Origin of the sequence: Scytonema hankhaensis NUACC26 (assembly GCF_045865695.1) — a bacterium.
Classification (GTDB): Bacteria; Cyanobacteriota; Cyanobacteriia; order Cyanobacteriales; family Nostocaceae; genus Scytonema.
Genome location: NZ_BAACAP010000174.1, coordinates 24,186 through 50,270 on the forward strand (window position 1 = coordinate 24,186; position 26,085 = coordinate 50,270).

The 26,085-nt window shown below is 39.9% G+C and carries 25 protein-coding genes; 14 read left to right on the top strand and 11 right to left on the bottom strand.

The window, feature by feature from the left end; translation table 11 throughout:
• Window positions 1-114: 114 nt before the first annotated feature.
• Entirely contained in the window at window positions 115-1,896 is a 1,782-nt protein-coding gene (locus tag ACKTT2_RS15520; RefSeq protein ID WP_407888378.1) for an N-acetylmuramoyl-L-alanine amidase, read from the bottom strand.
• A 218-nt stretch (window positions 1,897-2,114) separates the two neighbouring features.
• Between ACKTT2_RS15520 and pyrG the strand changes: the two genes are divergently transcribed.
• Together pyrG and ACKTT2_RS15530 are read left to right on the top strand one after the other, a co-directional pair.
• On the top strand, window positions 2,115-3,758 hold the full coding sequence (gene pyrG / locus ACKTT2_RS15525) for a CTP synthase (protein WP_407888380.1): 1,644 nt from the start codon (window positions 2,115-2,117) through the stop codon (window positions 3,756-3,758).
• A gap of 82 nt (window positions 3,759-3,840) precedes the next feature.
• Window positions 3,841-4,272 carry a hypothetical protein gene (locus ACKTT2_RS15530; RefSeq protein WP_407888384.1) on the top strand — a complete coding sequence of 144 codons (432 nt, stop codon included), beginning with the start codon at window positions 3,841-3,843 and terminating at the stop codon, window positions 4,270-4,272.
• 412 nt (window positions 4,273-4,684) lie between these two features.
• Here the strand turns inward: ACKTT2_RS15530 and ACKTT2_RS15535 are convergent, their stop codons facing one another.
• The 5 genes from ACKTT2_RS15535 to ACKTT2_RS15555 all read right to left on the bottom strand — a co-directional run bounded on the left by ACKTT2_RS15535 (window position 4,685) and on the right by ACKTT2_RS15555 (window position 7,647).
• Window positions 4,685-5,641, bottom strand: coding sequence for an ROK family protein (locus ACKTT2_RS15535; protein WP_407888386.1), 957 nt, complete (start codon window positions 5,639-5,641; stop codon window positions 4,685-4,687).
• A 57-nt stretch (window positions 5,642-5,698) separates the two neighbouring features.
• A complete protein-coding gene (locus ACKTT2_RS15540) occupies window positions 5,699-5,902 on the bottom strand; it encodes a hypothetical protein (protein ID WP_407888388.1) in 204 nt (67 codons plus the stop codon).
• A gap of 177 nt (window positions 5,903-6,079) precedes the next feature.
• Window positions 6,080-6,295 carry a HepT-like ribonuclease domain-containing protein gene (locus ACKTT2_RS15545; RefSeq protein WP_407888390.1) on the bottom strand — a complete coding sequence of 72 codons (216 nt, stop codon included), beginning with the start codon at window positions 6,293-6,295 and terminating at the stop codon, window positions 6,080-6,082.
• Between the two features lie 6 nt (window positions 6,296-6,301).
• Window positions 6,302-6,658 carry a nucleotidyltransferase family protein gene (locus tag ACKTT2_RS15550; protein WP_407888392.1) on the bottom strand — a complete coding sequence of 119 codons (357 nt, stop codon included), beginning with the start codon at window positions 6,656-6,658 and terminating at the stop codon, window positions 6,302-6,304.
• 98 nt (window positions 6,659-6,756) lie between these two features.
• Complete coding sequence (locus ACKTT2_RS15555; RefSeq protein ID WP_407888394.1) at window positions 6,757-7,647, bottom strand: ABC transporter permease; 891 nt, start codon at window positions 7,645-7,647, stop codon at window positions 6,757-6,759.
• Window positions 7,648-8,038: 391 nt separating this feature from the next.
• Here ACKTT2_RS15555 and ACKTT2_RS15560 point away from each other — a divergent pair, with 391 nt between their 5' ends.
• From ACKTT2_RS15560 to ACKTT2_RS15575, 4 genes are all read left to right on the top strand, one after another.
• Entirely contained in the window at window positions 8,039-8,455 is a 417-nt protein-coding gene (locus tag ACKTT2_RS15560; protein ID WP_407888396.1) for a XisH family protein, read from the top strand.
• The gene (locus ACKTT2_RS15565; RefSeq protein ID WP_407888398.1) at window positions 8,443-8,778 is read left to right on the top strand and encodes a XisI protein; all 336 of its coding nucleotides are present in this window, start codon (window positions 8,443-8,445) and stop codon (window positions 8,776-8,778) included. Before ACKTT2_RS15560 ends, ACKTT2_RS15565 begins: the two co-directional genes overlap by 13 nt.
• A 190-nt stretch (window positions 8,779-8,968) precedes the next feature.
• Window positions 8,969-9,457: a PIN domain-containing protein gene (locus tag ACKTT2_RS15570; protein ID WP_407888400.1), complete on the top strand. Its 489-nt coding sequence runs from the start codon at window positions 8,969-8,971 to the stop codon at window positions 9,455-9,457.
• On the top strand, window positions 9,438-9,629 hold the full coding sequence (locus tag ACKTT2_RS15575) for a hypothetical protein (RefSeq protein WP_407888402.1): 192 nt from the start codon (window positions 9,438-9,440) through the stop codon (window positions 9,627-9,629). Before ACKTT2_RS15570 ends, ACKTT2_RS15575 begins: the two co-directional genes overlap by 20 nt.
• A 229-nt stretch (window positions 9,630-9,858) precedes the next feature.
• Here the strand turns inward: ACKTT2_RS15575 and trxB are convergent, their stop codons facing one another.
• Window positions 9,859-11,229 carry a thioredoxin-disulfide reductase gene (gene trxB / locus ACKTT2_RS15580; RefSeq protein ID WP_407888404.1) on the bottom strand — a complete coding sequence of 457 codons (1,371 nt, stop codon included), beginning with the start codon at window positions 11,227-11,229 and terminating at the stop codon, window positions 9,859-9,861.
• A gap of 178 nt (window positions 11,230-11,407) precedes the next feature.
• On the opposite strand from trxB, the gene ACKTT2_RS15585 reads away from it, so the two are divergent.
• From ACKTT2_RS15585 to ACKTT2_RS15595, 3 genes are all read left to right on the top strand, one after another.
• A complete protein-coding gene (locus tag ACKTT2_RS15585) occupies window positions 11,408-12,733 on the top strand; it encodes a class I SAM-dependent methyltransferase (RefSeq protein WP_407888406.1) in 1,326 nt (441 codons plus the stop codon).
• A 117-nt stretch (window positions 12,734-12,850) separates the two neighbouring features.
• The gene (locus tag ACKTT2_RS15590) at window positions 12,851-13,396 is read left to right on the top strand and encodes a type IV pilin-like G/H family protein (RefSeq protein ID WP_407888408.1); all 546 of its coding nucleotides are present in this window, start codon (window positions 12,851-12,853) and stop codon (window positions 13,394-13,396) included.
• A 114-nt stretch (window positions 13,397-13,510) separates the two neighbouring features.
• Window positions 13,511-15,748 carry an O-linked N-acetylglucosamine transferase, SPINDLY family protein gene (locus ACKTT2_RS15595; RefSeq protein ID WP_407888410.1) on the top strand — a complete coding sequence of 746 codons (2,238 nt, stop codon included), beginning with the start codon at window positions 13,511-13,513 and terminating at the stop codon, window positions 15,746-15,748.
• A 200-nt stretch (window positions 15,749-15,948) separates the two neighbouring features.
• Here the strand turns inward: ACKTT2_RS15595 and ACKTT2_RS15600 are convergent, their stop codons facing one another.
• Window positions 15,949-21,531, bottom strand: coding sequence for a CmcI family methyltransferase (locus ACKTT2_RS15600; protein ID WP_407888413.1), 5,583 nt, complete (start codon window positions 21,529-21,531; stop codon window positions 15,949-15,951).
• Window positions 21,532-21,612: 81 nt separating this feature from the next.
• Window positions 21,613-22,014 (bottom strand): tetratricopeptide repeat protein, encoded by a 402-nt coding sequence (locus ACKTT2_RS15605; RefSeq protein ID WP_407888414.1) that lies wholly within the window; start codon window positions 22,012-22,014, stop codon window positions 21,613-21,615.
• Window positions 22,015-22,587: 573 nt separating this feature from the next.
• Here ACKTT2_RS15605 and ACKTT2_RS15610 point away from each other — a divergent pair.
• From ACKTT2_RS15610 to ACKTT2_RS15630, 5 genes are all read left to right on the top strand, one after another.
• Window positions 22,588-22,878, top strand: a complete 291-nt coding sequence (locus tag ACKTT2_RS15610; RefSeq protein WP_407888417.1) for a hypothetical protein — start codon at window positions 22,588-22,590, stop codon at window positions 22,876-22,878.
• A 174-nt stretch (window positions 22,879-23,052) separates the two neighbouring features.
• A complete protein-coding gene (locus tag ACKTT2_RS15615; RefSeq protein WP_407888419.1) occupies window positions 23,053-23,205 on the top strand; it encodes a hypothetical protein in 153 nt (50 codons plus the stop codon).
• A gap of 311 nt (window positions 23,206-23,516) precedes the next feature.
• Entirely contained in the window at window positions 23,517-24,020 is a 504-nt protein-coding gene (locus ACKTT2_RS15620) for a papain fold toxin domain-containing protein (protein WP_407888428.1), read from the top strand.
• Between the two features lie 69 nt (window positions 24,021-24,089).
• Window positions 24,090-24,725, top strand: a complete 636-nt coding sequence (locus ACKTT2_RS15625) for a DUF416 family protein (RefSeq protein WP_407888421.1) — start codon at window positions 24,090-24,092, stop codon at window positions 24,723-24,725.
• A gap of 456 nt (window positions 24,726-25,181) precedes the next feature.
• Window positions 25,182-25,388 carry a DUF8617 domain-containing protein gene (locus ACKTT2_RS15630; RefSeq protein ID WP_407888423.1) on the top strand — a complete coding sequence of 69 codons (207 nt, stop codon included), beginning with the start codon at window positions 25,182-25,184 and terminating at the stop codon, window positions 25,386-25,388.
• Between the two features lie 38 nt (window positions 25,389-25,426).
• Here ACKTT2_RS15630 and ACKTT2_RS15635 read toward each other — a convergent pair whose 3' ends face one another.
• Together ACKTT2_RS15635 and ACKTT2_RS15640 are read right to left on the bottom strand one after the other, a co-directional pair.
• Window positions 25,427-25,762, bottom strand: a complete 336-nt coding sequence (locus ACKTT2_RS15635; protein WP_407888425.1) for a XisI protein — start codon at window positions 25,760-25,762, stop codon at window positions 25,427-25,429.
• A partial coding sequence (locus tag ACKTT2_RS15640; RefSeq protein WP_407888427.1) for an element excision factor XisH family protein occupies window positions 25,750-26,085 on the bottom strand: 336 nt, incomplete at its 5' end. The genes ACKTT2_RS15640 and ACKTT2_RS15635, both read right to left, overlap by 13 nt.

A 26,085-nucleotide genomic window follows, 5' to 3' on the forward strand; every position in this document is an offset into this window, starting at 1 on the left:
TGGAGCTTGAGCGCGAAATTAAACGTAGTCGGAGACGAGAGATATTACCCGCTCCCTGTAACTATATTAGGACAATAATGTGAAATACAGTGTGAAGTTTAAGATTCTCCTCATTTATTCACCAGCTGCAAACCACTCAACAATTCCATCGGCGACGGTTTTTGCTAACTTCTTTTGCGATTGAGAGTCAGTTACCCACTCAAACTCATTAGGGTTACTCATAAAACCTAACTCTAACAAGATAGAAGGCGCACTTGCCGGACGTGTCAGTGCTAAGTTATCCCAGAACACACCATAAGAGGGTCTTCCTAACTTATTGACTATATAGTTATGCATGAAAATAGCTAAGTTGTGAGCTTGGGGATGATACCAAAAAGCTCCAACGCCTTTGGTATTTTCAGCATCGCCTTCATCGGGTAAAGAATTATAATGTACGGAGACAGCAACAGTTGGCTCTTCTTTATCAATCGCTGCAACTCGATCTGCTAAAGAGACTTCGCGATCGTCTTCTCGTGTCATTACCACTGTCGCCCCGCGCTTCACCAACTCATCGCGCAGCAATTTAGAGACGATTAAATTCACATCTTTTTCTAAATAACCAGTCGGACCAGATGCACCAGACTCTTTCCCTCCATGTCCCGGATCGACCAAGATTTTAATACCCGTCAACGGTTTTTGCTTCTTCACATCTATACCACTAGGAGGATGACGTAAGGCTAAAATAAGACTCGTGCCTTCATACCTCAGCTTATACCCCCACTGTCGATCTGATTTGAGGCGAAAAGAGTATTGCACTCCTCCTTGTCCTATCTGTGAGGAAGTCGGTAGTTGTTGCCAATCCAAGCGAGAAATTACAGGGTTATCATCCAAAGGGATAATATCAGTTTGGGCAGTTGTATGATGAAGAGTGAGAGTAAAATTGCGATCGCTCTGCTGTACGCTTACGGGAACTGGAACTTGTAAAGGAAAAACCATTTCCGTCACGCCAGAGCGTTTGCGGTATCCGACACTCCGAATAATTGTACTTGGAGGAATAGCCCCTGCGAGAACGCGAGTTTCCTTACTATTAATCCAAGCGCCATAATCCAAGCGCAACCACTCACCGTGTTTTCCCGTGACTGTTGCTTGAGTGCCTTTTGGTAGAGGTGTCAATCTAGAATAATCCGAACTTGGTCCCGTGCGAGCCACCCCTGAGTCTGCTGTCACCTCAATAACTTCTGATTGTGTAGGTGAGAGGATAGTAATTTTTCCAGAACCAGGTTGAGTAATGGTTTTGCCATTCAGCGTTAGTTGAAACTGAGGTTGTCCCAGATCTCCAGCAACCGCCACTGTCGTGCAGCCAGCATACTTACCCGTATTCCCTTGGACAGATGGTTGGTTTTGCCCTGTTAAAGCAGCAGAGTTAGGTGGAAGTTGCGCCACTTGTTGCTGGGGTAACAGAGGAATTGTTTGATTTCCCAGCTTCACAGAAACACTAGCACTTGGGGCAGCTATTGCGCTAAAACAGATAAGTTCCCCAGGAAGTTTAGCGATATCGACTGCAGGAGTGAGAGAATCTTTAGCAAAGGTTAGCCCTTGCGGTATTTCAGGTTGAGAAGAAACTCTCGTCACCTTGATTTGGACTTCTTGCTCCTGATAGCGGATCTTAAAAGTATTTTCTCCTAACTCCAAGGGGAAACTTGGAGCAAAATGACCTGCTTTGCTACGAGCGATAGGCTTACCATTAATAAAAACTTGTCCTTTGGATGGTGCCGTGCCAATGAAAAATACCTTGCGAGCGATCGTCTGGTGCTGTGCTGGTGGATAAACAATCTTCAAGGATTGCTCTTGAGCCAAAACTATATTGGAGGTAATAACTATAGAACTTATTATGACTAATCCTAGTACTGATTTCACGTCAAGATAGAATAATAGTTTACAAAAGTTAGTTGTTGGTGGTTAGTTAGTGGTTAGTTGTTGGTGGTTAATGGTTAGTAGGGGCGCAAGGCATTGCACCCGTACAGTTGTTAGTTGTTGGTGGTAATCCCAATCCCTAATCCCCAATCCCCAATCCCCACTCACTATGTCACAATGACTGGATATATTTTTGGGAGTCGCAAGGCATTTGGAATCCTATGACTAAGTTTGTATTTGTTACTGGCGGGGTTGTTTCTAGTATTGGTAAAGGAATTGTAGCAGCAAGTCTGGGACGATTGCTGAAATCTCGCAATTACTCCGTGTCAATTCTCAAGCTTGACCCGTATATTAATGTCGATCCCGGTACAATGAGTCCCTTCCAACACGGTGAAGTGTTTGTAACCCAAGATGGTGCAGAAACGGATCTGGATTTGGGACACTACGAACGCTTCACTGATACTTCTATGTCGCGATTGAACAGCGTGACTACGGGGTCAATTTACCAAGCTGTGATTAATAAAGAGCGTCGCGGCGATTACAATGGCGGCACGGTGCAGGTCATTCCTCACATTACTAATGAAATTAAAGAACGGATCGTCAGAGTTGCTAAAGATACTAACCCTGATGTGGTTATTACAGAAATAGGAGGTACGGTAGGAGATATTGAATCATTGCCCTTTTTGGAAGCTATCCGCCAATTCCGAAAAGATGTAGGACGGCATAACGTACTGTATACGCACGTAACGTTGATGCCCTGGATTGCTTCAGCAGGTGAAATGAAAACTAAGCCCACCCAACACTCGGTAAAAGAACTCAGATCTATTGGGATTCAACCTGATATCTTAATTTGTCGGTGCGATCGCCCAGTCCCTGCATCATTAAAACACAAATTATCCGAGTTTTGTGATGTCCCAGTGGAATGCGTGATTACATCTCAAGATGCCAAAAGTATTTATGAAGTACCCCTCATTTTAGAAAAAGAAGGGTTGGCAGAGCAAACATTAGAGTTGCTGAATATGGAGCAACGAATACCGAATTTGGTACAGTGGCAAACGTTAGTGCAGAAAATGCACAGCCCTACACACCGGGTAGAAATTGCGATCGTAGGTAAGTACGTACAATTAAGCGATGCCTATCTTTCTGTAGTAGAGGCATTGCGCCATGCAGCAATAGCTTTCAGTAGCGAACTACATTTACGTTGGGTAAACTCCGAAAAATTAGAAACTGAGGGATGTGAAAACTGTTTGGAAGGTGTGGATGGCATAGTTGTACCTGGTGGTTTCGGCGTCCGAGGAGTCGATGGCAAGATAGCAGCCATAAAATATGCCCGTCAGTTCCAAATTCCCTTTTTAGGATTGTGCTTAGGAATGCAATGTTCCGTAATTGAATGGGCAAGAGACATAGCCGGATTAAAAGATGGTAATAGTGCTGAATTTGACCCTCATACCGACAACCCAGTCATTAACTTGTTACCAGAACAGCAAGATGTGATTGATTTAGGCGGAACAATGCGCTTAGGTTTGTATCCTTGTCGCTTACTACCAAATTCTTTAGCGTACAAGCTTTATGAAGAAGAAGTCATTTACGAACGTCACAGACACCGCTATGAGTTCAATAACGCTTACCGCAATCTATTTGTAGACACAGGCTACATCATCAGTGGAACTTCTCCCGATGGGCGTCTTGTAGAGATTATTGAATTCCCCAAACACCCGTTCTTTCTTGCTTGCCAGTTTCATCCTGAGTTTCAATCGAGTCCTAGCGTACCTCATCCTTTGTTCAAAGGTTTTATTCAAGCTGCTGTAGCGCGTTCTAACGTATCTTTCGATACACAGAAACCTGTAGAAGTAGTTAGTGGTTAGTGGTTAGTGGTTAGTGGTTATTATCGATTAACAACCAACGACTAACAACTAACCACCAACAATTATTAAATGAGGAAAATTTGTGGCGTACTGGGTGAAAATTTACTATGAAAGAAATGAGTACGTAGTCAATTTTGAGCACGTAACTGCTTTTTGCCACGAACGTAACGGCAGAATTACGTTCTGGCTACCCGATTGCGCCATTCCAATTATTGTCAACCCTCAAAGTAACTTAGAAGATTATCAACAAATTCTGAACTATATAGAATACGTGACAGGAGTGGGATTTAACAGAGGTTATTGGGTAAAAATCCTTTACGAACGAAATGAGTATATAGTCAACCTTGATAAAATCAGTTCTTTTTGTAAAGAACCAAACGGTAGGATAACTTTTTGGTTACCAGACAGCACTATCCCAATTATCATCCACCCTGTCAGTAATCCAGAGTCGTATGAAATTGTAGTGGAATATATCCAAAAGACAACAGGGTATTTGTGGGAGGTAAAGGGTTAGTTGTTAGTGGTTGGTTGTTAGTAGCTAGTTGTTAAAACTCAGATTCCCGACATTTTCCCCAATAGGAGACAACATCGCCAAGCTTGCAGCCGCGCCTAACACCTGTTCGGCCTAGTGGAACATCTCTTAAGCTACTGCACTTGGTAAAGAATCGTGGGTTAAACAGTTTGCTGTATTAAAATGGTTAACCTCTAAAAATCAGTTGTCATATTCAAATAACCACTATTTTTAGGGGTTATGGTTTTCTAAAGTAACCGTAGAAAATCGCTAATTAGTCTTTTATTTTTAAAATATCTTCCTTGTGAAATCTCAGCTTTTAGAGATTTCACTCAGTAATTACCGTTTGTGACAGTTAGGGTACGGAATGGGTGTTAAAAACTACTAATCCGCAGTCCCTAGTCCCCATTGCCCCTTATCCCCAGAGGGGACCCCGAGTTCCCCATTGCCCCTTATCCCCAGAGGGGACCCCGAGTTCCCCATTGCCCAATTTCAAAAACGCCAACTTCGCTGCACCTGCCATTCCAGCTGCATTACCCAATTCTGCTGGCAATATATGCAGCCCAACACGTGAAGCAGGAACCACTCGGCGCTCAATTTCGGCATGGACTGATGGTAGGAAAAATTCGGCACACGCACTGACTCCACCACCAATCACAACCGCTTCTGGTGTCAGCACGTAAATCAAACTCGCTAATCCTGCTGCCAGTTGTATACCATATTCTTGCCAAAATATCAAGGCTTCTGCATCTCCGGCTTTTGCTAAAGTACTTAATTCTGCTGGATCTTTTCCAGTGCGGCGGCGGATCGCAGTTACCGAAACATACTGCTCTAAAGAACCTTGATTGCCACTGTTACAGACTAGACCATCTGGGATAAGAGTAATTAATCCTAGTTCTCCTGCTGCTCTATAATGCCCAGCAAACAGTTTACCATCTAAGATAATGGCTCCACCTACCCCAGTGCCTAGCGTTAGCAAAATAAAATTTTTAAAACGACACCCCGCGCCCAGCCAAGCTTCGCCCAAACCCGCACAATTGGCATCGTTTTCTACAACAGTTGGCTTACCAGTTTTTGCTTCCAACCAATCCGCTAAAGGAACATCGCGCCACTCTGGTAAGTTGATAGCAATTTTAGCAATGCGTCCAGCTGCATCTGATGGTCCGGGAGTTCCAATTCCTATGGCAGTTGCTTGTTGTTCTGGATCGACCTGCGCGATCGCATCTACAATAGCTTTGACAACAGGCAGTGGTGTGGCGGGTTGAGGCGTTGGTACGGTTAGCGATTGCAAGCAAGAACCATCACTAGCGAAACGCCCCAATTTGATTGCCGTTCCCCCCAAGTCGATACCAATTACTTGAGAATTTTCCACTTTATCAATCCTCGTACAAAGCAGTGACCGAGCATATTGGTAGAAGGCATCCCTGTATTACCCATTCCCACCGTCGTTAAAAAATTCCACATCCTCGTTTTTCTCACGAGTCGCAGAGCGAAAGGTGGTTACAGTCAGAGAATGAACGCTAGGTCGGCTTTGCGATGATAATACCGGGCTGCCATGTAGGATTCCAGCTAAGGCAACAGAAAGCATAAAACCACCAGCAGCAGCAGCCATTAAAGATAAGTTATCTTTCATACAAGTTTCTCAGTAATAATAGAACAAATAATAGGTTATACCATTTGAAATTTTAGATTTTGCATTTTGGATTGAGAAAACCTTGTCTGGACTCAATTGCATCCAACTATCTGCCGTGTAGTTTTTCAAATTGGTATTGGCAAGGTTTACCAATCGAGTCGCTGTACTTCACAGATTCTACCAATCTTTGTAGGGTGGGCATTGCCCACCAAAGCGCCTATAGGTAATCTTCTGGCGGGAAGGGAGTAAGATTTCAATTGACTTTACAACAGCTAAAAGTTTCTCTCGATTTGCCTGAAATGTCTCAAAATCAATTCCATCGGTGAAAGTTTCAATGTCTGTGATGGCATCCAGCGTATCTTGAAGAAATTCTGAGATTGAGCGTCCCGTCATGTTGCATCACACGTAAACAACTTCTAATAATACTTGCTCGCGAATTCTTGGCTTCAAACCATTTTTTGTGACTATATCTACCTTCATACCTATCAAATTGCTGAGATAATCGCGGATTTCAACCAGTTTAAATAATGTAGGCGCATGCTCATAGTCGATAAGTACATCGACATCGCTATTCTCAGTTTGTTCGCCACGAACGTAAGAACCAAAGATACCAAGTTGTGTAATCTGGTAGTTTTCGTGCAAAAGAGGCTTACTCTGTTTCAGAATCTCCTCAATTTCTTCTAGTGTCTTCATATCTAAGTTTTTCTCCAAGTTATCAAAAGCCACAGATGTTAATTCCAAATTATAGATACTCACAGGCAATTGCCCATGATAAAGGAAAAGATGTCTCTTTCCCAATCCCTTGTCCCCAATCGCCAGTTGCCATTTTCAACATAGCTTAGCAAAAATAGTCTCTACTGCCGAATTTGTTTTCGCAAACGAGGATTAACAAAATCGTTTAAACCTTCTCCTAGCAGCGATAGCCCTACAACCATTAGTGTCATGGCTAACCCAGGGAAAAGAGCAGTCCACCAAATACCTGTGGGTAGTGCGTCCAATGCTCTTTTTAAATCTTGACCCCATTCTGGTGCTCCAGGGGGTAGCCCTAACCCTAAAAAGCCCAAACCTCCCAAAGTCAAAATGGCGTCAGCAGCATTCAAGGTAAAAAGAACGGGTACGCTTTGAATAACGTTGAAAAATAGATACCGGGAAAGAACTTGCCATGTATCAGCACCCATGGCTTGTGCTGCTTCAATAAAGACTTCTGTTTTTACACTGACAGTATGATTGCGGACAACACGGTAGTATTGAGGGATGTAAGCAATACTGATAGCGATCGCAGCGTTGAGTATTCCAGTTCCTACAACAAATGCCAGAGTGACTGAAAGCAACAGCCCCGGTAGAGTGTAGATACTATCCATGAGGAACAGCAAAGCTTTATCCAATTGACCCCCCGCGTAACCACTAACCATCCCCAAAGGAACACCAATGACCATGCTTAACGCTGTTGCTAGCACCACAACTTGCAAAGCAGCTTGAGCGCCAAACAGAGTTCGAGAAAACACATCATAGGCTTGACGGCTGGTACCAAACCAATGTTCGAGGGAGGGTGGCTGCTGAACGAGGTTTCCTTTGGTAGAGGTGGGACCCTGAACCCATCCCAAGCTTTGAAATACAGGGGTGAAGATGGCGATAAAGATAAAAAAGAGAGTAATTCCCAGTCCAATCCACATGAGTTGCTGGGATAGATTAGGATTCTTAGCAAAGCGGAAAAATCTTGGTTTAGGAGTTTTTGTAACGGTCATTTATATAAAACTGAGGTTAATAACTTCTGAATACAAATCCCCATTTTACATATCGGGGCGCTTTATGCAATGGTACAAAAACACAAATTAATTTGAGATGATGACCTTTAAGACGTGGAACGGGCGTCTCGCCCGTACTACAAAATGATAGAGTCCTCTCTCGGTCACAACTTCTACCCCCTCGATCCGGTGGCTCCGCCTGGGAATGCCTTACTTAAGGCTCCGCCTTCCATTCTATGATTCATCCGTTGAGAAGTTGTCAATCTTGCCATCCGTCAGAGTTAGTGTGACAAACCTCCAGATTTAGTAACTTCAAATTTACTTTATAAACACTCCTTCAGCTAAAATCTTTAATAAGAGTTGCAAACTCTGTGAATCTAGAGATGGTAAGATGGCTAAAGATATTTTCCACCAACAAGCAAAAAATGCTTTAATTAAGGATGGGTGGACAATCACTGATGACCCTTTAACTATTCGTATCAGTGAGGCAGTTAAAGTCCAAATAGATTTAGCTGCTAGTAGTTCTATTGCAGCAGAACGCGAAACAGAAAAAATAGCAGTTGAAGTCAAAAGTTTTATTGCTGACTCGGATATAAGCGAATTTCATACGGCACTTGGTCAGTATATCAACTACTCTCAGGCTCTTGAAGAACAACAACCAGAAAGAATTTTATATTTAGCTGTTCCTAACGAAACTTATCAAGATTTTTTTCAACTTCCATTTATTCAACGTGCGCTTCGACGTTCTCAAGTCAAATTAATAATTTACGATCCAACACAGGAGGAAATACTGCAATGGACAAAATAGAACAGTATCGTCAACTAATTGAACAAATTTTAAGCGAGCACGCACAAACTAGTTCTAATACCGATCCAGTAAAACCACAACTTATTATAGATTCTAAAAATGACCATTATCAATTGACTTATGTTGGTTGGAAAGGAGATAAACGGGTTTTTGGACCTGTCTTACATTTTGATATTATTAAGGGGAAAATTTGGATTCAATATAATGGTACGGAAGATGCGATCGCTGAAAGGTTAGTTAAATTGGGCGTACCTCACTCAGATATTGTTATTGGCTTTCATTCTCCTTTTAAACGCCAATTTACCTCTTATGCTGTTGAGTAAGACTTGGTAGATAAGGGAATGCTCCTATTGATAAAAAAACGGGCGTCTCGCCCGTTCTATAAGAAAAGAGATTGCTCTCTTGCTCGCCCCTCATTCCCAGACTCCGCCTCCCGTGTCAGCTTGTGATACATTCTTTCTCATTTATCCAAAGCACGCTTTTATCTTAGAAAGTCAAACTAATAATTACAGTATGAGTAAAATTTACAAAATTTATCTTGATGTTTGTTGTCTGAATCGAGCTTTGGACGATTTAGAGCAATCTCGGATTCGGATGGAGGCTGACGCAGTAACGGAAATTATTCAAAATTGCGAAGAGGGCAAGTGGATACTCATGAATAGCGATATTATTGAATTTGAGGTTAGCCAACATTCAGACTCATTTAAACAAGAACAGGTCAAATCAATCTTGAATATAGCAAACCTTTTTATTGAATCAAATGAAAATATTGACTTGAGATCAGAAGAATTAATGAAGTTGAGCTTTAAATATCACGATGCTTTGCATTTAGCTTTTGTAAAAGAGGGAGATACAGATGTATTTTTGACGACAGACGATCGACTTCTTAGGAAGGCAAAGCAATTTCAAAGTGTTTTCAGAATAAAAATTGAAAACCCAATAATTTGGCTAATGAATATTTTGCAAACTGAGGAGGACAACTATGAAACTGACGGAAATTAGACAAAAAGGATATAAAGCCCTAATCAATGAGTTAGGAGTAGCAGGAACGCTAAGGTTTTTACAGCAGATAGAAGCAGGCTATGGGAATTATACCAAAGAACGTCATCGATGGCTGGATGAACTTACAATAGATGACTTTCGCAATTATGTTAAACAAAAAAAAGTTGAATAACGGCTCTATAGTTTTATTACCATTCTGCCCCTGCCTGTATTAAATTTTTTGAGGATTTCCCTCCTTTTTCAGGGGGGTCAGGGCGGATCGTCTTTCTTTATACAAGAACGGGCGAGACGCCCGTTCCACAAAAAAAAGCCATACCAATTTGAAAACAGAATGCTACTTCAATCCAAAATCTAAAATCCACTTATGCAAAATGGTATTAGATGATGGGAACGCCACAAGACTACAAGTTGCTAGAAATTAATTGGCGATACTCACTTTTTTGCTTGACGCCTTTGAGTTCTTTCAATAACTCTTTATTCTTGAAGAACTGAATTGTTGGGGTTCCCGTAACACCTGCATTTTCAGCTATGTCTCTATCTTTATCAATGTCGATTTCGACAAAGTGAACTTGAGCGTCAAATTCATCGACAACTTTGTTGAGGATGGGCTTGAGGGTGTGACAAGGACCGCAACCGGGAGAAACATATTTGACAATCAGAAGGCGATCGCTATCATGGAAGAGTTTGCGTAAAGCATAACTTCCTTCATGGCGAGTTGTCTCAATATGAAACTCGCTTGCTTGCTGTTCTTCTGTTTTCTTAGCGGGGTGTTCTAACTCATTATCTGGAGTTTCCGGTTTTTGATGGAATTCCTGAATCAATCCGTTAGAAGACAACCAGCGTTCTGCCAACATTGCTGCTGCACAACCACTACCTGCAGCCGTAATTGCTTGACGGTACTCGTGGTCTTGTACGTCACCCGCAGCAAATACGCCTTCTATACTGGTTTCTGGAGAATTGGGTTTGGTTAGAACGTACCCGACTTCATCTAGTTCCAGTTGTTCTTTAAATAAAGAGGTATTGGGAGTGTGACCGATCGCGTAGAATAACCCCTTAACGTGCAGTTCGCTTTCGCCACCTGTTTTGGTGTTTTTAATTTTGACACCTTCCATGTGTTTTTCATCACCAAAAATATCTACTGGTTCCGTGTTCCAGTGAACGACAATTTTAGAGTTATTCAAAACGCGGTCTTGCATGGCTTTAGAAGCCCGCATTTTGTCAGAACGAACCAGCAAATTCACTTGAGAGCCATACTTGGTGAGGTAAATAGCTTCCTCAGCAGCCGAGTCACCGCCACCAACCACAGCTAATTCTGCACCGTGGAATATAGGTGTAGCACCGTCACAAATTGCACAGGCTGAAATACCCCGGCTCCAAAACTCGTGTTCGAGGGGTAGCCCTAACCGTTTTGCAGTTGCGCCAGTGGCGATAATAACACTGTGGGTTTTAAATTCTTGTTCTTCAGAGCGGACTGTAAAAGGACGCTGGCTGAAATCAACTTCAATAACATCTTCAGTATATAACTCAGCTCCCCAGCGTTCCGCTTGAGCCTTCATTCGATCCATTAATTCTGGTCCGGTAATTCCTTCGGGGAAACCAGGAAAGTTTTCCACTTCAGTGGTTGTCATCAACTGACCACCAGGTAATCCCCCAGCTTGGAAACCTTCAAAGACAACAGGTTTGAGGTTTGCACGTCCGGCGTAGATAGCAGCCGTGTAACCTGCTGGACCAGAACCGATAATGACTACGTTTTCTACTGTCGGGTTGGTCATGCTCTTTACATAAACTCATAATGACTACGACTTAGTATAGCATAACTCAAGTTTGATAGAAGCGGTAAAGAATTGGGAATACTTATGACTGAACCGCTAGCCTCAATAACTGCCAGAACCTCTTTTGCATTAGCACAAAAGTGTGAACTATAAAGGCAAGATTAGGAAAAATACACCAATGATCGACCAAACATTAGAGTATAGACAAAAAATTCGTCAGCATTTTAATCAGCTTCCCTATCCCAATGCTCCCTTAGAACAATCTCCAAAACGTAATCTAAATTTGCTTTATGTTTATAATTTAGTCACTCCTTTCTATTTAAGAAATCAAGAAATTATAGATTCTGAAGGAAAACTCATTTTAGATGCAGGTTGTGGGACGGGTTATACATCTTTAGCTTTAGCAGAAGCAAATCCAGAAGCCAAAATTATTGGTATCGATTTATCAGAAGAATCGGTGAAAATAGCTGGTCAGCGATTGAAATATCACGGTTGGGAAAATACAGAGTTTTATACTTTGTCAATAGAAGATTTACCTAAACTAGGCATAGAATTTGATTATATTAACTGTGATGAAACTCTCTATTTACTGCCTGATGCAGTTTTAGGATTACAGGTAATGAAGTCTGTGTTGAAACCAGGTGGCATTATTCACACTAATCTTCACAGCTCTCGACAGAGGTTTTACTACTACCAAGCTCAAGAGCTTTTCCAAATGATGGGGTTCCTAGATGCTCCACCGCAGCAATTTGAGGCTGAATTAGTCAGAGAAACAATGAGAGCTTTAAAGGATGACGTGATTTTAAAGCAAAGAGCTTGGGATGGAACATTCGATGAGTCTCCCAATTTAGCATTACTCAATCATTTACTGCAAGGCGACAAAGGTTATACCGTCAAAGAAATGTTTAGTGCTTTAGAAGCATCTGAGTTAGAGTTTATCAGCATGGTGGAGTGGCGACACTGGGAATTAATAGATTTGTTCAAAGAACGTGATGATTTACCAGCGTTTCTCGCTATGAGCTTACCAGATTTATCAATAGAACAGCAGCTACATTTATTTGAACTGTTGCATCCCACTCATCGCTTGATTGACTTTTGGTGCGGTCACCCTAACGACACAAAGCTGTTTGTACCAGTTTGTGAATGGACTTTCACGGATTGGCAACGCGCACGAGTACATCTCCATCCTCAGTTGAGAAAGCGTCATATTCAAGAAGCTCTGATAAATTGTATCGCTGAGAAACGTTTATGGTCGATTGGTAGCTACATTAATCTTCCTGCTCGAGGAACTGTAGAGATAGATAGTGCTATGGCTGCTTGCTTGCTACCGCTTTGGGAAGAAGAACAACCATTTACCTCTTTGGTGGAACGTTGGTTGCTAACTAGACCCTTAGATGTCATTACCCTAGAGCCAAAGAGTTATGAAGAAGCTTTTCATGAAATTCGAGAACTCCTGTGTAAGCTAGAAGTCTTTCTCTACGTGCTTTTGGAAAGATGCTTGTAAAACTTGCAAGTGTGGTTGCAAAAGTTTTTTCTTGAGAGTGATAAGAACCAATTTGAAGTGGGTAAGTTATATCTAGAACTCAGCAATCAAGTATCCCAAACTTAGAGGAGACCCCCAATGCTTAAGCCAGAACTACAAGTCAAATTCCTACAACACCTCAACCGTAAAAAAAGAACTGAAGAAGGTTTTACACTGATTGAACTACTCGTAGTAGTTATTATTATAGGTGTGTTAGCAGCTATTGCATTACCTTCGCTACTAGGTCAAGTTAATAAAGCTAAACAGTCTGAAGCTAAAAATTACGTTGGTGCTAGCAATCGCGCTCAACAAGCTTATTATTTGGAATACCAACTGTTTGCGAGCAGTCTCCCAGCTTTGCAAGTAGGTATCAAGAACCAAACAGATAACTACAGCTATGCTATCAATGGTGGTGGTTATTCTAGCGGTACTATTCCTAACCCTTATGCCCAAATTAAAGCAGTCGCAAGGAAAAACGCTTTAAAATCCTACTATGGTGTAGCAGGTACTACCGTAGGTGATGTTGCTACTTCTGAAGCCTTGACAGTAGCAGTAGCTTGTGAATCCTTAAGCCCAACTACAGCAGTAGCTAACTCAACTAACTATCTTACTTGTGACAATAACTATACCACTTTGGCTAGATAAAATAAGGAAATTAGTTTTTTGTGATAAGTATACGTAGTTAGAACTGAAATTTGTAGAAAAGTGAGTGGTATGTCACTACTCACTTTTGTCTTATTTATTTGTAAGAGAGTTTATATGAACCAAGCAAGTTTAACAATTCTTCCAACTAAATTACAGCAACAAGCATATGATTTACTGATTCAAGGTAACTACTTTCAAGCTATTAGCATTTACGAACAAGCTATAGAGATAGATTCCGAGCCTCAATTGCATTACTGGTATTTAGGGTTAGTTTTATTTTTACAAGGACAAGAAACAGAAGCACAGACAACTTGGTTCATGGGAATGTTAGAAGGTGAGCCACAGCAAGTTGAAAAATGGAATCAAGAATTAATTCAAGTATTGCAATTAGAAGCCGATCGAAGAGAAGAGTTAGAGGAAGAAGAAGTTGCTTGGAAAATTCGGCAGCAAATCAAGGAAATTTCCCCAAACCACATTAATAACTTATTACATTTAGTGAAATTAGCTATTAAGCTAGAGACATATACAGGAGATGAGTTCACCGAACTAGGCTTACTTGAAGTACTCAAGTCAAAATCATTTTTTATCCTTGACTTGAAGCTACTTATGCAAGTCTTAAATAATGTTTTAAGAGATGCTCCTTTGCATTGGAATGTCATAGAGTTTGTGCGAATCTGTGTAGAACATATACAATTCGATCGACAAGAGTTTTTAGATATTTTGTTACCAGCTGCAGTTGAAATAGCTTACTCGAAAAAACAAAGCAAAATTGCTGCGCGTTTAGGTGAAATATATTTTGATTTAGACCCTGAGAATGCTGAATTTTTACTAAATTTATCAGGGTTTTATCAAAATGCTGGAGAATATAATAAGGGTATCGAAACTGCTAAGACAGCATATTCTTATCTCAAAGATTGGGCTGATTTAGTATTTGCTAACCGTCAAGTTATGCGTGCTTTAATGACTGCTGGTGGACATTGGCAGGAAGCCTATGATATTAACGCTCGTCAAGAAAAATTATTGAGATTGCTTATTAATGAAAAATCTACATCACTTACCGATATACATATATCCCGTTTATATAATTCAAACTTTTTTGCACCCTATCTAGAAGATCGTCCTAGAAAACACAGACAAATTCAAAATCAATTACTTGAACTTTGCCAAAAAAATACTGAAATTCTTGTTGGCGATCTCATAGCCCAGTACCGTCAAGGACATTTAAAGCGTCGAGCTTTTGCTAGCAGTTCAACAAAACCTTTAAAAATTGGGTATTTGTCTCATTGTTTGAGAAGCCATTCTGTTGGCTGGTTAGCTCGTTGGCTATTTGATTATCACGACCGGGAAAAATTTCAAATTTACGCTTATTGCCTTTTTACTAAACCAATTTTCGATCCATTGCATGAGTGGTATATAGAGCAAGTTTCCAAACTTTATAATTCTAATAATGTTTTTGATATTGCAAATCAAATTTATCAAGATGAAATTGATATTTTGATTGACTTAGATAGCATTACACTGGATCTGAGTTGTCATGTCATGGCTCTCAAACCAGCACCAATACAAATCACATGGTTGGGTTGGGATGCTTCAAGTATCCCCACAGTTGATTATTACATTGCCGATCCTTACGTTTTACCAGAGTCAGCTCAAGAATATTACAAGGAAAAAATTTGGCGTTTACCACAAACATACATCGCTGTAGATGGTTTTGAGGTAGGTGTACCAACACTACGCCGAGAACATCTAAATATTCCTAACGATGCTATTGTCTACTTGTGTGCTCAAAGAGGTTTTAAACGACATCCTGAGACAACGAGATTGCAATTGAGGATTGTAAAAGAAGTTTCTAATAGTTACTTTTTGATTAAAGGTACTGCTGATGAAGAATCAAATAAGAACTTTTTTAAAAAGCTTGCAGAGGAAGAAGAGTTAGATTTTTCAAGATTGCGATTCCTTCCTGATGTTCCTTCAGAAACGGCTCACCGAGCCAATTTAAGTGTTGCTGACATAGTATTAGATACTTATCCTTATAATGGAGCCACAACAACTTTAGAAACTTTATGGATGGGTATTCCTCTAGTAACTAGGGTAGGAGAGCAATTTGCTGCTCGTAATAGTTACACTATGATGATCAATGCTGGTATAACAGAGGGCATTGCCTGGACGGATCGAGAGTACATAGAATGGGGCGTGCGTTTAGGGAAAGATAGTGTTTTACGAGAACAAATCTCTTGGAAACTGCGGCAATCTCGAAAAACAGCACCTTTATGGAATAGTCAGCAATTTACCCGCGAAATGGAAAGTGCATACGAGCAAATGTGGCAAAGGTATGTAAAAGGAGAACAATAAACACATAATCTTCCCTTAAAACAATTAGTAATGATAAAAAAGCCTGATAAACAGGCTTTTTTGCTGATATCGTACCAAATTCGAGATCTTATTGTAGTACTAAACTGTTCTGCTTATATATTGCACAATTGGACGGGCGAGGACGCCCATTCCACAAAAGTTTGATTGATTTAGACTATACAAATAAAAAGCACAACAGCTTAGACAAGTGGACTCACTAATTTGGATGCTATAAAGCTATCCCAATCTAAGGATGGCAAGTTATCTGCTTTTAAATGTGTAATGATTGGCGTATTTTCTGGCTCTAAAACTATTCTCCTCTGGATTCGAGACAACAAAGCTTCCCACTGAATTTGGGATAACTCTCCCACTAGAGAAATGGTTAATTCCTCACTAACGTCTATATTTCTCTGCATCAGCAAATTCAAGCTCGCGCCAGATAACAACAGTTCGGCATCTTCATAAGAGATACCGCTAGTGTCGATAAGTAAAGTTGTCTGTTTACTCTCAAGATGAGTTGCGATCGCTCCAATCACTCTGTCCAACTCTTTATTTAGCAAATCTTCTGACTGAGACCAATCTGGAAACATAATTAAGTTAGTCTGCTTAAGTTTTAAGGGCAAGAGAGTTGCATCAATCAAGACAGCACTCACAGTTTTTGCCATTTTTGACCAAGAAAACTCTTTTGCTTGTTGTAATCCAGATGCAATTAAAGTTTCACGAATCCTATACTTCTGTACCTCGCATAGTGCATTTGCGAGTTCTTCCACATCATTATCATTCACATATATAGCAGCTTCTCCTACTACTTCTGGAAGAGAGGCATTGGGACAAGTAATAACAGGACAACCGCAAGCCATTGCTTCTAAGACAGGTAAACCAAAACCTTCATATGTAGATGGGTAAACTAATGCCACAGCACCAGAATAAGCTATTGCCAATTCCTCATCACTCAGTTGTAGCATATGCACGACCGTTCCTGAGGTGTAGTTTCTAAAATCTAACTGCTGTAATCCTCCAATACCTGTAGCAACAATCTCAAATCCTTGTTTGCTTACCAATTGAGCAAAAGCTTTAAAGAAGAGAATACTATTTTTGTAACCTCCTCCCCCACCAACAATCATAAAGTAGGGCTTTGAAATACCGTATTTGCTTTTAAAAGAATTTATACTTTCCAAATCACTTGGAGAAAATATTTGGCGATCGACGCCATTTTTAGCAACTGTGACAGAATTCAAAGATATATCAGGAAAACATTTCACCAAATCCCGTGCTGTGTTTTCTGAAACAGCGATAAAGGCGGATGAGTGTTTGATTCCGTGATGTTTTTCTTGCCACATGGGATGTTCTAAATTCCATCCCATAATTTCGGGAATCATATCATGAGCTAGGAAAATAGAAGGTGTAGTTATGGGTGTCGTGTAGTAGCTAGAGATAAATACATTAGCATTTTCCGCATCACATACTTGCTGTAGCATTTCCTTGTCGGCATCAGCGTTAGCATAATTATATGCTGGTACAGTTACGTAGTGTATGCCAGAAATTCTAGGAGCAGTTCCCGCTCGATCGAGAACAGTCAAATATTGAGCAAATCCATCTTTTACCCATTCTTGTAACAACGATTTCCAAACACGAGCAATTCCCGTTTTATAAAGTTGAAAGAATACTCCATCAACAATAACTTTAAATTTTGGGCTAGCAATTGGTTGATGTATATTTTCTGTTCCAGCCGTATAGGTTGGATAATGAATATGTGTTGACTTTGATTCTTGCAGACTATTTACAGGTTTTGGCTTGTCCCTTGGTAATTGAAAGTTACAATTTGCCCACTCTATGAGGGTCTGAATTCGGCATTCAATTGTATGTTGTTGATAACATAATTCATACCCCGATAGAGCAATTTTTTCGGCTACATCAGGATGGGCAATCAAGTAATTAATTTTGTTGAGTAAATCTTCTGGATTATCAGCATCGTAATATACCAAATGCTCCCAATCTCGAAATAACTTATTAGATTTTTCGCCAATCACTTTATTTTGTAGTAGCAATCCACTACAAGCTAAGATTTCAAATGGGCGAGCTGTTAACGTGGAAGAAATTGATGGTAAATTTAAAAGTAAGCGATAAGAGTTAAGCTCTTTAACATACTCTTGCACTACCTCAAATGGATTTTTGAAACCATTGAGATTAGTAGAAAATAAATCTACATTTTGAGAGTTGCTTAATGCTTCTATAAGCTTTTGTCGTTCTTCGTAAGTATTTTTAGTGAAGTAACGCGGTGCATTACCTCTAAATATTGCACGATTTAATCGGTCTGAAAATGGTCGAGCGTTTTGAAAGTATTGGGTATCAATTCCGAATGGCAGAAAAATTATTGGTAAAGAAATTTCTAGCTGCTTTTGTAAAAAGTCTACATCGGGTTCATGATGACAAAGGAGAGCATCTACACAGGGAATTGTGCTGGCGAGTGCTTGATACATCAGATGTTTCCAGGCTGGAGTATTTTGTACAACCTCAGCTGAGTAACACTCTTGTAATACAGCTATCTTTTTGATAGGTAATTTATTCCATTGTTCCTGCCACTTCAGGGTGTTATGCAGTGGTTGAGAATGCCAATCAAAACCCAGCAGTAACATAACATCTGCCTGAGGATTTTTTAGGTACTCAAATAGACCATCATCATCTTCAGGTTCTTCTACTCCCCAATCCGCTATCGGATGAAAAACTCGATTTAGCAAACCTTCTCGCTTCAAGGTATTTACCCAACTATGAGAAGCAGACCATCCATGAATTCCGGTAGCTTGTAATACCACATCTACACGAGGCTTGCTTTGGACTTTACCAACATTTAGACAGTTAGATCTATTTACTTGGACAAAGTTTGAAGGTTTTACTTGACTGTTGACGCCTCTAGCAACCTCTTGCAACATAGGTTGCTCTTGTATTTTTTGAAGAAACCCGTTAGTACACCATGTTATGTTATATCCGAAAAAGTCACAGTAATTACTATCAACTTCATATTCATTTCCATGTTTTGATAAAAACTCCTTGAGCGCCCTATGGGGTCCACTGTTATAGGATATATCTTGCGTTAGATCTGAAATAATTCCATCTTCAATAACAATGTATTCTCCTTTCTTTAGATAGGGATGAAAAAATTCTAAAACATACTTTGAAGTTTCGTAAGAATGGTCTGCATCTTCTATCATTAAAAGCGGATGTGGTAAAGACTCAAGAAAATCAGGTGTAAAAATTTCATCTAAGGCTTGACCATTACCTTCCATAAAGGTTACACGAGGGTGATTAACTGAAGTAACTTTTAGGATATCAACAGAAAAGATATGACCATCAATACCAAAATTATTCAGCATATCTCCCAGCCATAATGCACTACCTCCTCGATTGGAACCTATTTCAATAATTGTGCGCGGTTGCAAGTTCCAGAGTAGTAGTGGGTATAGTGCAAAATCAAACGGATTTTTAATCATCTGGGTGCCTTTATAGGAATACTTATGACTTGCTTCCTGTACTGACAGCAAAGTTTCTTGTGGTAAACTTGTATTCCAAGAGCGCTGGTGTGTTGGAACTTTAGGCTTTTGCCTAAACATATTGTTAGTAAAGTTTTTTACGATTTCTTGTGCTTTGGAGTGATTGGGATTGATTTCTAGTTCTGCTTTTGCAGCCTCAAAAGCTTGCTGATACTTCTGTACAGCGTACAAACAAATCGATCTCACAAAATGCATATCTGGGACAACCACACCCAAATGAGTTGTTTGTTCGGCAATTTGCATTGCTTCAATCGGTTTTCCTCTATCTAGTAAGTTAAGTGCTTGTTGCATCATTGCTTGCACTTCTTGAACAGTCTGGATCTTATTAACGACTTGCTCTTTGACAAGCTTACTTACCGGATAGCACTCTAAATGTTTTGGTAAATGCCAATCAACTTTAGGATCGGGCTCATGAACAACTGGTTCGATATTTCCCCGCCAAGCTACACCCATAATTTGCATGGTTTGATAAATCATAACTTTCCAACCATGTTGCTCTAAATATGCCAAGCCTTGAGCAACATCTGGAGAAGCTAGATCGTGAAAAAGAATTAAAGCATCATCTTCGGCATATTTCTCACAGACCATCGCATCATACAAGGGTCCTGGTGCGTCATGATTTCCATCGATAAAAATGAGTGACCACTTGCGTTGCAATTTAGCTGCTAATTCGTCAACTGTCTGAGGACTGTAACCAGCTACTAAATTAACTGAACCAAGAACATCAGCCGCTTCCAAGGAACTGCTAACGCTTTCATAAAAATCCTGTTTACTTAACAAAGGGTCTACGACATCTAACTCAACACCTGCTAATGCTAGATGACAAGCTGACCAACCCAGCCAACATCCAATTTCTAAAGCTTTTTTTCCTGTAAATTTTAGAGCAGTGTTATAGAGAATATGAGCCTCATCACGATTTAAGAAACCTACACTTGGCTGTCGCTTATCTACATACCAATTATGAGGAATTTCCCTACGTAAATACTGCCAAAAACAATTATTAGTATCTCCAATAATTATGTTGGGGAAACATGAGTCGGGACAAATGAGTTCAAATTCGGGTGAAATATAGTCCCAACTTGATACTAAAATACTTTCAATTACCTGATGAGTTTCTGCAATCATCAGTTCTTCTTTAAACAACTGCTCCGCACGTGTTTTACAAGCTTTAGCGATGGAATCGCGCAATTCTGGATTAGCACACCAAGCTTGAATTGTTTCTACTAACTCGTTAACAGTTGCTTCAGGATTAATTTTGGGGTCTGGTAATAACTTGCCAGTATCGCCTAATTCTTCAGGTACACCACTAACTGCTGAAGCAATAACTGGTAATCCCTTAGCCATTGCTTCCATGACTGCTAATGGCATTCCTTCAGATAGAGAAGTCAAAACAAAAATATCACTGGCATCCAGCCAGTCTGGAATATCCCAACGTTGTCCTAAAATTTTTACTTTTTCGACTATGTTTAGTTGAGCAAGAGCTTCCTTGAGTTCGGCTTCTAACTTCCCTCCACCAGCCCAAACAAAATACAGGGAATTCCAAATTTTAGTATTTTTTAATCTTTCAATAGCTGCTAATTGATATTGATATCCCTTAATAGGTTCTAGGCGAGCGGATGTAAAACAAACAACTGCGTCTGAGGGAATGTCTAATTCTTGACGTAAGCGATCGCGAACTAGTTTCTGAGGGGTCACAAAATATTTAGGAGGTCGTCCATAATAAATAACTTGTCCCTGATCTCTAGGTAGCCCAAATAATTGATGCAATAAACTTAAATTTTCTTGTGAAACTGCAATAACCGCTTTCGCTACCTGATAAATTCGTAATATTTTATCTAAAAAAACAGTAGGAAGCCCTCCAGGATAAGGAGCTACAAACCCCACAACAATCATGTAGGGTATTCCCCGTTCGATAGCAACTTCCTTGACACCAGAATTGGCTAAAGGCCATGTGTCACTAAAAATGATTAAATCGGGTTGAGTATCTTCAAAGATTTGGTAAGCATGCGAACCATCATTGACTGTACGATTTGGCTCTTGAGTCGTATCAAAATCTATCCATATATGCTGTATACCTAACTCTTTTTGTTCGTCTATTAATGGGTTAGGAACTTTACTCTGTACACAAGTTAGTCGATAGCCTAAAGCTGCTAGACCACACAAAATTGTATGATTGTAGTGAGCGACTCCACCTAATCCCGGATCGTCACTGTACAGTAAAATATGTTGATTCACGCAAATATTCCTTATTTTTTACAAATTTTTAACTACGAACTTGAAGTAATACTTACTGTAATATTCTGAAAATTGTTACATTTAAGGGGATTTTGTATTACCTACTTGTTTTTTCAGATGTTCTAACAGAGCTTTATATTCTTGTCGCTCGGGTTGCAACCTCACCAGTTTTTCCAATGGTGCAATAGCACTTTGAGCATCCCTCAGCTGAATGTGTATCCGGACTAACTCCTCTAGCGCTACTTGGTTTTCAGGTTCCCGTTGTAACACTAGTTCAAAACCCTGCGCCTTTTGTCTCAAGGACGCTTTTGGTGATTCTGCTTGCTGCTGTATTTCATTATTAGTTGCCTTTTGCAATGCAGGAACAACAGCAGCTATCCCAGAGCCTGCAAAACATATGATAGATATCCAAGTCACAATTCTTTTTTTGCGCTCGATTTGCTTTTGACGGGCGACTAAGTACTCTTCCCCTGAACTAGCCATGCTTTGCGTATTTGCTGCGGCGGTTAATACTTAAGTACCGCAACCCTCCCGTTATGAGAGTACCCACTATCTTAGATAAACTAACATCCAGTTAGAATTTTTCATGAAAGATGTGGAAGTTGTTTGTAGTCTATGTATTGATAAATGCAAATGATGCTAACGCTTCACCATCTCGGTAACTCAAGTATCTACCGAGATTGAACTTGCTTCATTGATGGGACACACTTAATAACTGCTGTCTAAATTGCCTGGGAGTGCGATCGCTTGTTTATCTTCACTTTTCCAAAACAATTCTTACTTGGGTACGAAGTGACAAGACTTACCATTGTATCTTCGATAAATTTCTGGTTCTTTCGTACATAGCGTGCTAAATTTTAATTAAAATTTATAATTATGCTTTATTTGCAAGGCTTACAGACACTTCTAGTTTCAATTTTAGAAAAGAATACTGTTATAAAGGTAATAATGGCTGTAATACAATCCAGACAAGGATTTTAAGCTAATTTTCCTATAAAAATAGCACGCTAAGTACGCAAGAGCCGTGGCAACGGCACTGCCTCCGACTTTGGGGATATGAGCGGGATGTCGCGGGCTGAAGCAGACGCCTTTTTTCAGTCACTTGGCGCAACCGGAAAAACTACTGCAAGTGGCTATACTCAATATAGGTTTCCTGATAGATCGGAGGTATGGATTCGTCCTGATGGTGAGGTTGTACGTATGCCAGCACCTCAATATGGTTCTGATGGTTCTCGAATAAACAGGGGATTGCGCCTTGATAAAGATGGTAGTCTGCTAAAAACGCGAGACGAATTTGGTAATGAAATACCTGGAACGCATAATACTGGAGAAAAGGTAAGTAATTAAATATATATGCCAGACGATTATCATTTGCTTAAACTGGGTGGTCAGACGTCGCTAATTACAAGTGTGGCGGTGTCTCTATGGGGAAACAAAGTGTCGATTGAGTGTGTCTACAATCCTGCTGAGCGCCTGCCGTATGTGCTAGTTTTTCAGGATTGTTGCGACATAAGGTGGACTATGCATGACTCAGAGAAATTACATGAAACGGAAGCTGACCTAATCGGCTTTTCTATGGGTGTAGAATCCCATCAGGAAGCGGCTGTAATTACCACAGACATCTTCGAGCTATCAATAATTTATGGCAGGTTTTTTCTCCAAAAAGATTGGTAAAGAAAAATACCAATAAACCGTATTACTTTCTCAAAAAAGGTAGTCTTCTTTTAGAAGACAAAGCTTTTTATTCAGGTGGGAATACCCACCTTATAATTTTTTAGATATTAAAAAAAAGTTAAGTACCTGCACGAATCTCAAATTAAGCAGAAATATTCGATTTAAATCCAGTTATTTTTTTGATTACTCCTATCTCATCCTAACATTACCTAATTGAAGAACTGCTCCCGATTCAAGGTTCTGGAGATTCTGGGGGTTCTGGAGATCCACAAGCTCCGGGAGAAGCAGTTACTCCTCAAGACCTTAGTGAAATTGAAAGAATCGTGAGCGAATTTGGAAATCTTAAGTGTATTAAGTGTGCAAACAAAATTCAAGATTACTTGAAAAGCTGGAATATTCGTGAAAGGCGTTTCATGCTTAGAACACCAGAAAAGAGTGATGATATGATACTTGACAACATTCAGTATAATGTGGATGATTTGCAGCATCGCACAGACACTTTCTATGAACTCATAGGGCAGATTAAAGAAAAACCAGTTATGTACTTAAGCACAAAATCAATTACTAGGTTTGATATGTTTTTAAGAGGATATACTCTAGCTATAAGAGAAGTTGGTTTAGCTCCCATCGAACAGGAAAGAGAGTTTGAAGAGTTTCAACCTTGGTTACAACAACGATATGGAATTAAATCAAACCAATCATGGGCTAAAATAATTCTGTTTTATTCTATGGATGAGCATGAAGCCCTAGAAAGATTTTTTGAACTGTTTGAGGAATACTTAAATCGCAACAAGAGTTCAAACCAAGTTTCATAGATTTGAGTGTGAGCATCAAAAGGGAGCTTATACCAAATAAAAAAAAGTAGAAGACAAGCCAATAACAAAATGAACCTACACTTATACAACTTTGATGCTTTAGAAAAAGAACTAGAAGGACTCTCTCCCCTTCATAGAATCGCGTTTGCTGCTTCTTGTTGCCAGAGGTTACTTCTCAACTATAACGCTTTTTCTCACCAGGAAAATTGGGGCAATCCCTCTGTACTGAGAACTGCACTCGATGAAGTTTGGCAAATTCTTCAAGGAAAGCCAGTGGATGCTGCTTTAATTCGTCGATTAATAGAGGATTGCTCTGATGTCATCCCAGACTCGGATGAATTTACCAGCCCGAATTTGATTTATGATGTAGAAGCACAGGAGGCAGCTATAGCGATCTGCAACACTCTGGAAGCTTGCCTCGATCCAACTCCAGAGCAAATTATTAAGGTGGCAACATGTGTTACAAATACCATTGATGCATTCGTCCCTCACAAAGACAAATCTTTTAATGTCAGTGAGTCTAAAGTTGGATTAGAAAAGCTGCAAGAGGCGATCGGTAGTCACCCGGTGGCAGTGCGAGAAATGGCTAAACAAAGTGAAGATTTGCAAAGGCTGAACCAGGCTGAGAAACTAGATCGGGACTTTGTGGAATGGCTCCGCACTTCATTTGACAACGACGGTAAAAGCCTGATTGACTTAGCCTGACTAAGACTTTCTCAGTTTTCTCCAAAGTATACTCAATATAGGTTTCCTGATAGATCGGAGGTATAGATTCGTTCTAATGGTGAGGTTGTACGTATGCCAGCACCTCAATATGGTTCTGATGGTTCTCGAACAAACAAGGCTCATATTAGTAGGAATACTTAAATCGTAATAAGAGTTCAAACTAAATTCCATAGATTTGAGTGCGAGCATCAAAAGGGAGTTCATACCAAATAAAAGAATAAGCAACAATGCGCGAATTATACAAAGCTAATTTTTTCAGGTGAGAACTCCCACCTTTTTTACAGTTAAATTACATCGTTGAAGCAATGTAACGAAGCGGCAACTTAATACAGGGACACAAATGGTATGAAAACTGTAACCGTGAGTGAGAGCCAAACTATGAAAGACAGAAAAGACGGTCAGATTATTGTCGAGCGCTCACGTTAGGATATTTATATGCCCAAAATCAGATGTTGGTGCGGTGAAGTCATCAATTTATCTCCAATTCCAAATCGACAAGGTTTTAAACTTGTTTGGGAACCCTTATTAGAGAAACTTGCTGAGAATTTAGTCATTGCACAGCAGCAAGCTAAGTCTAATGAAGAGTTTGAAAAACTACTCAAGTTTCTCTCGATAATCAATAAGTTTCAAAAAATTTTGTGATTTATAAAGCAAAGGTATAAATATACAAAACTTGTTCATTAGCTAACTGCAAAACCATCAAACTGCCGCATAAACGGCGAGTGATATGCCAACACAATGTCGTCTTTTGCAACTCCTAGCCTTACAAATTCATCCGCAAATCCAATCTCAGTGCCATCATGCTGTATCCAAATCTTGCTATCTTTAATATCGATATGTACCGAACACCCATAAATTCGACGCTCGTCTTTCCATCCTGCACTAACAACTTGATAGCGATCTCGTTCTAAATCAAAAACAGTCATCACTTCAATTTCACTTGATGAGAATTTATAGCTTGCATATTCTTCTAGAACTTGTTTCACTAACTCTCTATATTTCTCTACTCTTTCCATTCTACAATGACCTCCTGCTTGGGATCGTAAATCAAAAGTTTTATGCTATACTTATGTACAATTCTCTGCACAAAGCGTTTTTCAAAAAAGCTTTTATAAGCCTGCTTTGGCACAGCTAAATACAATATTCGTTCTGGTCGATCGAGTTCCAAAGCTTCCTGATAGTTGAGGAATTGTCCCAAGGCTGTATGAAAAGTTGAAATGGCTGATGCCTGTAGGAAGGTTTTTATCTCTACCGCAATTTTTTCTCCTGACCTTTCTGCAGCCAGCAGTTGCTCTGCTCCCAAATCAATTAGCAGTTCAACTTCCTCAACAAGAAGGCG